At 72.4% G+C, this 8733-nt stretch carries 9 protein-coding genes; 2 read left to right on the top strand and 7 right to left on the bottom strand.

The window, feature by feature from the left end; genetic code table 11:
* Positions 1 to 1389, top strand: a 1389-nt coding sequence (locus tag AC1DP0_RS13300) for a PucR family transcriptional regulator (RefSeq protein WP_478085032.1), incomplete at its 5' end; no start/stop codon positions are given.
* Between the two features lie 20 nt (positions 1390 to 1409).
* On the opposite strand, the gene AC1DP0_RS13305 is transcribed toward AC1DP0_RS13300, so the two are convergent.
* Positions 1410 to 1850: a VOC family protein gene (locus AC1DP0_RS13305; protein WP_478085033.1), complete on the bottom strand. Its 441-nt coding sequence runs from the start codon at positions 1848 to 1850 to the stop codon at positions 1410 to 1412.
* A gap of 277 nt (positions 1851 to 2127) precedes the next feature.
* Positions 2128 to 2319: a BldC family transcriptional regulator gene (locus AC1DP0_RS13310; protein ID WP_045191048.1), complete on the bottom strand. Its 192-nt coding sequence runs from the start codon at positions 2317 to 2319 to the stop codon at positions 2128 to 2130.
* Positions 2320 to 2736: 417 nt separating this feature from the next.
* Here AC1DP0_RS13310 and AC1DP0_RS13315 point away from each other — a divergent pair, with 417 nt between their 5' ends.
* Complete coding sequence (locus AC1DP0_RS13315) at positions 2737 to 2928, top strand: DUF3073 domain-containing protein (protein WP_323102362.1); 192 nt, start codon at positions 2737 to 2739, stop codon at positions 2926 to 2928.
* A 266-nt stretch (positions 2929 to 3194) separates the two neighbouring features.
* Here AC1DP0_RS13315 and purM read toward each other — a convergent pair whose 3' ends face one another.
* The 5 genes from purM to AC1DP0_RS13340 all read right to left on the bottom strand — a co-directional run.
* Positions 3195 to 4325 carry a phosphoribosylformylglycinamidine cyclo-ligase gene (gene purM / locus AC1DP0_RS13320; protein WP_478085034.1) on the bottom strand — a complete coding sequence of 377 codons (1131 nt, stop codon included), beginning with the start codon at positions 4323 to 4325 and terminating at the stop codon, positions 3195 to 3197.
* Positions 4326 to 4480: 155 nt separating this feature from the next.
* On the bottom strand, positions 4481 to 5398 hold the full coding sequence (locus AC1DP0_RS13325) for a hypothetical protein (protein ID WP_478085035.1): 918 nt from the start codon (positions 5396 to 5398) through the stop codon (positions 4481 to 4483).
* A gap of 179 nt (positions 5399 to 5577) precedes the next feature.
* Positions 5578 to 7140 carry an amidophosphoribosyltransferase gene (gene purF, locus AC1DP0_RS13330; RefSeq protein WP_478085036.1) on the bottom strand — a complete coding sequence of 521 codons (1563 nt, stop codon included), beginning with the start codon at positions 7138 to 7140 and terminating at the stop codon, positions 5578 to 5580.
* Positions 7141 to 7166: 26 nt separating this feature from the next.
* On the bottom strand, positions 7167 to 7745 hold the full coding sequence (thpR, locus tag AC1DP0_RS13335; RefSeq protein ID WP_478085037.1) for an RNA 2',3'-cyclic phosphodiesterase: 579 nt from the start codon (positions 7743 to 7745) through the stop codon (positions 7167 to 7169).
* On the bottom strand, positions 7742 to 8733 hold a 992-nt coding region (locus AC1DP0_RS13340; protein WP_478085038.1), incomplete at its 5' end, for a CaiB/BaiF CoA transferase family protein. The genes AC1DP0_RS13340 and thpR, both read right to left, overlap by 4 nt.

The raw sequence follows: 8733 nt of genomic DNA on the forward strand, positions 1-8733 counted from the left end.
CTGCTCGAGGGCGCGGCGGCGTCCGGCAGCGGCGCCGTGGTCCTGCGGCGAGCCGCCGCCCGCAGCGGACAGGTCAGGGCCGCCGCGGCGCGCGTCGGTGTCAGTCTCGTCGAGCTGGCCGACCACGCCTCTTGGGCGCATGTCGTGTGGCTGCTGCGCGGCGTGCTCGACCGAGCCGCGAGCGGCCCGGCGGTGCGCGCCGAGGGCCCGGTCCTCGACGAGCTCTTCGTCCTCGCCGACGCGTGCGCGGCGCTCGTCTCGGCCCCGATCACCATCGAGGACACCCAGTCGCGCGTGCTCGCCTACTCCTCGGCGCAGGACGTGGCGGACCCCGCCCGGGTGTCCACCATCGTCGGGCGCCGGGTGCCCGAGGAGGTGATCGCGGGCCTGCGCGGGCGAGGAGTCTTCCGACGACTGGCCCGTTCCGACGAGCCGTTCTTCGTGCCGGCCGGGCGCGGCCTCGGGGCGCGCCTGGTCGTCCCCGTCCGGGCCGGCACCGAGTGGCTCGGCTCGATCTGGGCCGTCGTCGACGAGGAGCCCCCCGCGCAGGTCCTGGCCTCGCTCGCCCAGACCGCCTCGGTCGTGGCGCTGCACCTGTTGCGCCTGCGCTCCCAGGCAGACCTCGCCCGGCGCGTCTCGGCCGACCGGCTGCGTGCTGTGCTGAGCGGCGACACCCTCGAGGCCGAGGGCTGGCTCCCGCCCGCGCCGTGGCGCGTGGTGGTGCTTGCCGGCGCGCACCGTGACCGCAGGGTGGTGGCCGGCGAGGGCTCACCCCGCGACACCGAGCGCGAGCTCGACGTCTGGGAGTCGGCCGCGCGCCGCCGGTCCTGGCGCCAGCCGCTCCTCGCGATCTTCGACGGCGTGGCGCTCACCCTCGTGCGCGACGTGCCCGGCGACACGTCCCCCGGCACGTGGGAGTGGCTGCACGGCGTCGTCAAGGAGGTCGCGGGGGTCGCCCCGACAGCCACGGCCAGCGCCGGCGGACGGGTCTCGCGCACGGTCGACCTCGACCGGTCTCGGCGCGAGGCCACCGAGGTCCAGCGGCTGCGTGACGTGGGTCGGGTGGCGGGCACGACGACGACGGTCGAGGACGCGTGGGCCGCCGTCACGAATGCCCGCGCCCTCGGTGGCATCTGGACCGAGGAGCTGCTCGGCCCCGTCGGGACGCTGCGCGACCATGACGAGGCCCACCACACGGCATACCTCGAGACAGTCGCTGCATGGCTCGACCATCCGGGCGACCCACGGGCGGCTGCGGCGCGCATCCACGTCCACCCCAACACGCTGCGCTACCGGATGCAGCGGCTGTCGGGTGTCGTCGACCTCGACCTGCACGACCCCGAGACCCGCCTCGCCCTGCGTCTCCAGCTGCGCGCACTCGGCCACTGACCCGCTCGATCACCCTTGGGCTAGCCCTCGCCGAGGTCAACGGTGCCGTCGGGGTCGACGCGGAAGTTCGGGTTGTGGACGAGGTCCCACCGGAAACCGTCCGGGTCGGCCACGCAGGCGCTCACCCCGCCCCACTCGCGGACGGTCGGGACGGCGACCGAGCCGGCGCCGGCAGCCAGGGCCGCGGCATACAACCGCTCGACGTCCTCGGCGGCGCCGACGTTGTGGCCCAGCGACAGCGGCGGGGCGGCCGGGCCGTGGGCGACGTCGCCGTACTCGCTCGGCATCCGGGTGACGTCCCAGAGCGCCAGGAGCTGGCCGGGCGCGCACTGGACGAAGCTGATCTCCCCCGCGACGTGCAGGACGGAGCGGAAGCCCAGACCGTCGACGTAGAACGCGCGCGAGCGCTCGACGTCGCGGACGCCCAGAGTGATGGCGGTGATGTCGGGCGGTGAAGTCATCCCGCCACGATAGGACGCCTCACTGTCGTCGGCAGCGATCGGAACCACCTCACGACGATGCAGCACATGCAGCGAATGCGATGCCGCGGGCCCGGTGCAGGCCACCATGAACGCCGCGGCAGCCTCGCCGATGGGGCGTCGAGAATCGTTACTGGTGCGCGCTCGACCCGTTCCCCCATGGACGGGTCCGAGCGCGCACCTTGGGCAGCCCGGGAAGTCACACCGCGCGGTGCTCTCCCCCGACTGCTGACCGGTTACCCCCTGGTAGCGGTCGTGCTCAGTGTCCGCCACCCAGAAGGTCGCGCACCTCTGACTCGCGGTATCTCCGGTGCCCGCCAAGGGTCCGGATGGAAGTCAGCTTGCCCGCCTTGGCCCAGCGAGTGACCGTCTTGGGGTCCACTCGGAACAGGGCCGCAACTTCGGCAGGAGTCAGCAGCTTCTCGGTCTCGTGTCGATCCTGAGTCGTCATTGTCATATCCCCACCACCCTGTCGCTTGTGCAGCGACACGCATGTGCCCCAATCGGGGCTCAGTAAAGCAAGGGTAAAGTCTCGGCCGTCCACATCGCGGTTAAACACTGAAAAGAGTCAAATCATCCCGCTTCCGCCCTCCTGGGTGTATACGCCGACGGCGTGCCGATGTGGGGGTGCGGCGGCGTTGCCAGGGGCGTTCTGCAGGGCCGACGACCCCGCACGCCGCCTCCGGTCGGTCCCTGCGCATCCCACCCGGCGAGCCGGGGTCCGGCAGGCGCGGGATTTGCCTCACTCATGTAGCGTTAGCACCACGAGAACACACACATTCCCGGGACCGCTACGCAGACATCGAAGAGCCATCCGGCTCTTCGAGGGGCGATGCCGTCCCGGCACGACGCACGAGGGGGTCACGCCATGGGGCGCGGCCGAGCCAAAGCCAAGCAGACCAAGGTCGCACGGCAGCTCAAGTACTACACACCTGACACGGACTTGAGCGCGCTGGAGCGTGAGCTGCACGGACCGTCGCAACGCGACGTCTCCAACCAGCCACAGTCCGTCGACGACGAGTACGACGAATACGGGAAGTGGGTCTCAGGCGAGCGCTGAGCTCGTCCTCCCTCTTCCGTCTGCACCTCGTGCGTCGGGTGTTCCCACCCGGCGCGCGATCAGTGCTGACATCTAGGCAGCTGACACCCCCCGGCCGACACCAGTGGCCGGGTCGCGTCTGAGTGACACATCGATGCCCGCACACCATCCGTGGTGTGCGGGCTTCGTCATCCCCCGCGCACGCCGCACCCTGCGTATGCCGTGTCGGTCCGGTTCCACGGCATACGCACGCGGGTGCCAGGACCACCGGGGGTCAGGTGGGCGCGTCAGGGAGCCGGGTGCTGCCCGACGACCTGCACGGCGCCGCCGTCGACGCCCTTGGCGCCACGCACGATCTCCACACCATCGGCGACGAGGCCCGCTGCGTGCGCGCGCTCCTCGGCGGCGACCTCGCCCAGGCGCCAGGCCCTGATGCCGCGCGCCTCGCTCAGCTCGATGGCCCGCTCCGCCTGGGCCTGCGGGAGCACCGCGACGAAGCCGATGCCCTGGTTGAGGGTGCGCTCGATGTCGGCCTGCGGCACGCGGCCGAGGTCCTGGACCGTGCGGAAGACCGCCGGCGGGGTCCACGTGCCGCGGTCGACGCGGGCGAACATGCCGGTGGGCAGCACGCGCGCGAGATTGGCGGCGAGCCCGCCCCCGGTGACGTGGCTCAGGGCGTGCACGTCGACGCCGTCGGCCGCGATGAGCTCGAGCAGGGGCTTGGTGTAGATGCGGGTCGGCTCGAGCAGCTCCTCGCCCAGGGTGCGACCGAAGTCGTCGACGTGACGGTCGAGCTCCCAGCCGGCGCTGGCGACGACGCGGCGCACGAGGCTGTAGCCGTTGCTGTGCAGACCACTGCTGGCCAGGGCGACCACGACGTCGCCGTCGGCGACGCGCTGCGGACCCAACACGGCGGCATACTCGACGACGCCGGTCGCGGCACCGGCGACGTCGTACTCATCGGGCTCGAGGAGGCCCGGGTGCTCGGCGGTCTCGCCGCCGACCAGGGCGACCCCCGCCTCCTCGCACGCGCGGGCGATGCCGCCGACGATGGCGGCGATGCGCTCGGGCACGACCTTGCCGGTCGCGATGTAGTCGGTCATGAAGAGCGGCTCGGCGCCGCACACGACGATGTCGTCGACGACCATGCCGACGAGGTCGAAGCCGATCGTGTCGTGGATGTCGAGGGCCTGCGCGATGGCGACCTTGGTGCCGACGCCGTCGGTGCTCGTGGCCAGGACGGGTCGTGTCATCCGGGCGATCGCGGTGGCGTCGAACATGCCCGCGAAGCCGCCCAGGCCACCGAGCACCTCGGGGCGGGTCGCGCGCCGAACCGACGCCTTCATCAGCTCGACGGCCTTGTCACCGGCCTCGACATCGACACCGGCGGAGGCATAGGTGATGGGGGCGTCGCTCACCCGTCACAGCCTACCGGCGACGCGCACTCCCCCTCGTCGCGGTTCGCTGCGCCCCCGGTTCGAGGTATCGCTTCGTGGCCCGGCGCGACGAGGCACCTCGACAGCGCCGCACCCGGATCGGGTGGAGGTGAAACGCCGTGCTGGGTCGCGACGACTCACCTCGACCCACCAGTCGCCAGGCCGAGCGCCACCTGGTCCATGAACGCGTCCTCATGGAGGCGCAGTCCGACACGGTCGATGCGAAGGACCCGGTCGCCCGTGAGGACGACGGCATTGCGGGTCAGGTTGTCGATGCTGACGGCCAACCCCTCCCGGTGCTGCGTGCCGTCGATCTCCACGACAAGCGCCCGTCCCTCCCACCGGACATCGAGGTAGATCCGGCCTCGTGGACCGTCGCGAACCACCTGGCGGGACGGTTCGGGTAGCCCGCGCGCCCGGCACAGGCGCGCGAAGTCGAGCTCCCCCAGCGACTGGACGCCGAGTGCGACGTCGCCGACGACCCCACGGATGAACCCGCGTCGCCGCCGTCCGAGACACCGCCTGGACGCTGAGAGCAACGCGTCGGGCGTCGTCAGGCGCTGCTGGACGGGCATGAGGAGCAGCAGCGCGGCTTGACGATCGCTGACCGCCCACCCGGCCGCCCGGACTGCAGCCACCGCTGGCCGAGTCCGTGGGATGCCGGAAGGCACGAGTTCGTCGTCCAAGCGCCTGATGAGCTTGTGGATGCGGAGGCCCTCGATGCTCCGGATGTCATGGCTGTGTCGAACCGACAGGTGCAGGGCCCTCTCGTCGAAGCCGGTCAGCCCCGAGGCGATGAGGCTCGTGACGCCATCGAGAGCTGCGATGCGCTCCCCGACCTCCCAGACCGCGGACCAAGCGCGAGCCTCGACCGTCAGCGGGCCGCGGTGCAGCGCCACGGACTGCCGTCCGAGAGCGGCCCAACGCTCAGCTGCGACCTCGTTGCGGATGTGGTCGTGCGTGATGCCGAGCGACCGCAGCTGTCTGCGCGAGACCACACCGCCCTGCCGCTCTGCCAGGCGTCGGGCGAGCAGGCGTCGTTCGTTTCCCGTCATGCGCCATGAGACTGGGCCAGACGGCGCCCTGCCGCGATGCCCCGCGAAACCATTGTGGACAACAGCCGACCCTGAGCCGCGGGTGTGGACAGGCCACCTCGAGTCGAGGTGACTCGTCGCAGAGGGGCGCGGCGGCATACCTCGAACCGGCGCTGGTCAACCGCCGGCGGGGTGCTGGGTCAGGGGTGCTGCAGGGCGTTCTCGCCGCCGAGGCCGACCCCGAGGCTGACGCCCTCGACGTCGACAGAGCGGTCGTGACCGGTGCGAACCGTCAGCGGCAGCGTCTCGAGGACGTGCTTGCCGATCCGACCGTCCTCGGGGAGCTCGATCGGGTAGCGGCCGGTGAAGCACGCCGAGCACAGCTCGTCAGCGGGCTGGTTGGTCGCTCCGATCATCCCCTCCTCGGAGATGTAGCCGAGCGAGTCGGCGCCGATCGAGGCGCGGATCTCCTCCACCTTGAGCCCGGTGGCGATGAGCTCGGCCCGGGTGGCGAAGTCGATGCCGTAGAAGCACGGCCACTGCACCGGCGGCGAGCTGATGCGCACGTGCACCTCGGCGGCCCCCGACTCACGAAGCATCCGGATCTGCGCCCGCTGGGTGTTGCCGCGCACGATCGAGTCGTCGACGACGACGAGGCGCTTGCCGCGGATCGTGTGCTCGAGCGGGTTGAGCTTGAGCCGGATGCCAAGCTGGCGCAGCGTCTGCGACGGCTGGATGAAGGTGCGCCCGACGTAGGCGTTCTTGACGAAGCCCTGCCCGAACGGGATGCCGCTCTCCTGCGAATAGCCAACAGCAGCAGGGACCCCCGACTCGGGGACACCGATGACGAGGTCGGCGTCGACGGGGTGCTCGCGGGCGAGGACCCGGCCCATCTCGACGCGGGCCTCGTGGACGACCCGGCCGCGGATGACGGCGTCGGGGCGGGCGAGGTAGACGTACTCGAAGACGCAGCCCTTGGGCTGGGGCTCGGCGAACCGGTGCGAGCGGAGGCCGTCCTCGTCGATGACGATCAGCTCACCGGGCTCGACCTCGCGGATGACGGCCGCGCCGATCGTCTGCAGAGCTGCGGTCTCGGAGGCGACGACCCAGCCCCGCTCGAGGCGGCCGAGAGCGAGGGGACGCACCCCCCACGGGTCGCGGGCGGCATACAGCGTCGTCTCGTCCATGAAGACGAAGGAGAAGGCTCCGCGCAGCTTGGGCAGCAGCTCGAGGGCGGCCTGCTCGGGGGTGCGGTCCTCGTCCGCGGCGAGCAGCGTCGTGACGAGCGCGGTGTCGGAGGTGTTGCCGCGGGCGAGCTCGCCGGTGATGCGGGCGCCGCCGAAGTGCTCGTCCACGAGGGCCTTGAGCTCGACGGTGTTGATGAGGTTGCCGTTGTGGGCGAGCGCCAGCGTGCTGACCCCGGCGCCACCGAGCGTCGGCTGGGCGTTCTCCCACGTGGAGCCGCCCGTCGTCGAGTAGCGCGTGTGGCCGATCGCGATGTGGCCACGGAGCGAGCTGAGCGCCGTCTCGTCGAAGACCTGCGACACGAGGCCCATGTCCTTGTAGACCAGGATCTTCTCGCCGTCACCGGTCGCGATGCCAGCCGACTCCTGCCCGCGGTGCTGCAGCGCATAGAGCCCGAAGTACGTCAGCTTGGCGACGTCCTCTCCGGGAGCCCAGACGCCGAAGACCCCGCAGGCGTCCTGCGGGCCCTTCTCGCCGGGGATGAGGTCATGGTTCAAACGACCGTCGCCACGTGCCACGCCGCCAGTCTCCCACACCGGCGCGATCAGTCCGTGGGCGGTGGAGCGGTGCGCAGCGGCAGCTCGCCGAGCACCTCGTAGCGCGGCCGCCGCCCGCGCCCCTCCCCCAGGTGTGACTCCACGAGCGCGAGGTGCTCGACGCGCCAGGCCGGGCCCTCCCAGGCGTCGAGGGCGCGGATCCACCGGGTCGCCTCCGTGGGCCGGTGGAAGCGGCCGAGCGTGACGTGCGGGGAGAAGCGCGCGCCGTCGGGCGTCGCGCCCACCGAGCTCGACGCATTGCGTATGCCGCCCGCCACCGCCACGAGGTCACCGCGCACCTGCTCGACACCAGCCCACAGCACGCGCGCGGCATACGGGGTCGGGAAGGCGCCGGCGCCGGCGAGGCGCAGGACGAGCGGGTCGCGGCGTGCTGCGGATCGGGCGAGCGCGTCGGTGAGGTCGTCGAGGCGTCGCTCGGGAACGGCCCCGTGGAAGGCGAGGGTGACGTGCCACTGGTGCCGGTCGGTCCACCGGACCTCGGGGCTGGCCTCGCGCCGCGGCTCGAGGTGCGCCTCGAGGTCGTCGAGGACGTCGTCGGGCGGGACGACGGCGACGAAGAGCCTCATGGCTGGATCGCGGCGCCGGTGGCGATGAGGGCGTCGACGTCGTCGATGCCCCACGCCCCGAGGGCCGCACGGGTGTCGGCGCCCGGGGTGGAGGGCGGGGCGCCGAGCACGGCGGGGGTGCGAGAGAAGCGTGGTGCGGGTGCCGGCTGGACGACGCCGTGGTGCTCGACGTAGGTGCCGCGGGCGGCGAGGTGCGGGTGCGCGGGCGCCTCGGCGTAGCTGAGGACCGGCGCGACGCACGCGTCGGTGCCCTCGAGGATGGCGGCCCACTCGTCGCGGGTCCGGGTGCGGAAGGTGTCGGCGAGCAGCGCGCGCAGGGCCGGCCACTGGCTGGGGTCGAGCCGGTCGGGAGCGGCGTCGGTGAGGCCGAGCAGGCGCAGCAGCTCGGCGTAGAACGCGGGCTCGAGCGGGCCGACGGCGAGCCAGCCGCCGTCGCTCGTCTCGTAGACGTCGTAGAAGGGGGCGCCGGTGTCGAGCAGGTTGGTGCCGCGGCGGTCGGACCAGAGGCCGGCCGAGACGAGGCCGACGACGAGCGAGGAGAGGTGGGCGGTGCCGTCGACGATGGCGGCGTCCACGACCTGGCCGCGGCCGCTCGTGCGCGCCTCGAGCAGCGCGGCGAGCACCCCGACGACGAGGTAGAGCGCGCCRCCGCCGAAGTCGCCGACGAGGTTGACCGGCACCTGGGGTGGTCCGCCGGCGCGGCCGATGGCGTGCAGGGCGCCGGTGAGGGCGACGTAGCCGATGTCGTGCCCCGCAGCCTGGGCGAGCGGACCGTCCTGGCCCCAGCCGGTCATCCGGCCGTAGACGAGCCGCGGGTTGCGGGCGAGGCAGTCGTCCGGGCCCAGGCCGAGCCGCTCGGCGACGCCGGGGCGATAACCCTCCAGGAGCACGTCGGCGCGCTCGACGAGGGCGAGCGCGGTCGCGCGACCGTCTGGGTGCTTGAGGTCGAGGCCGACGGAGGGGCGCCCGCGCCGGAGCAGGTCGGCCT

The sequence above is a fragment of the Terrabacter sp. P5_B1 genome, from assembly GCF_056400505.1.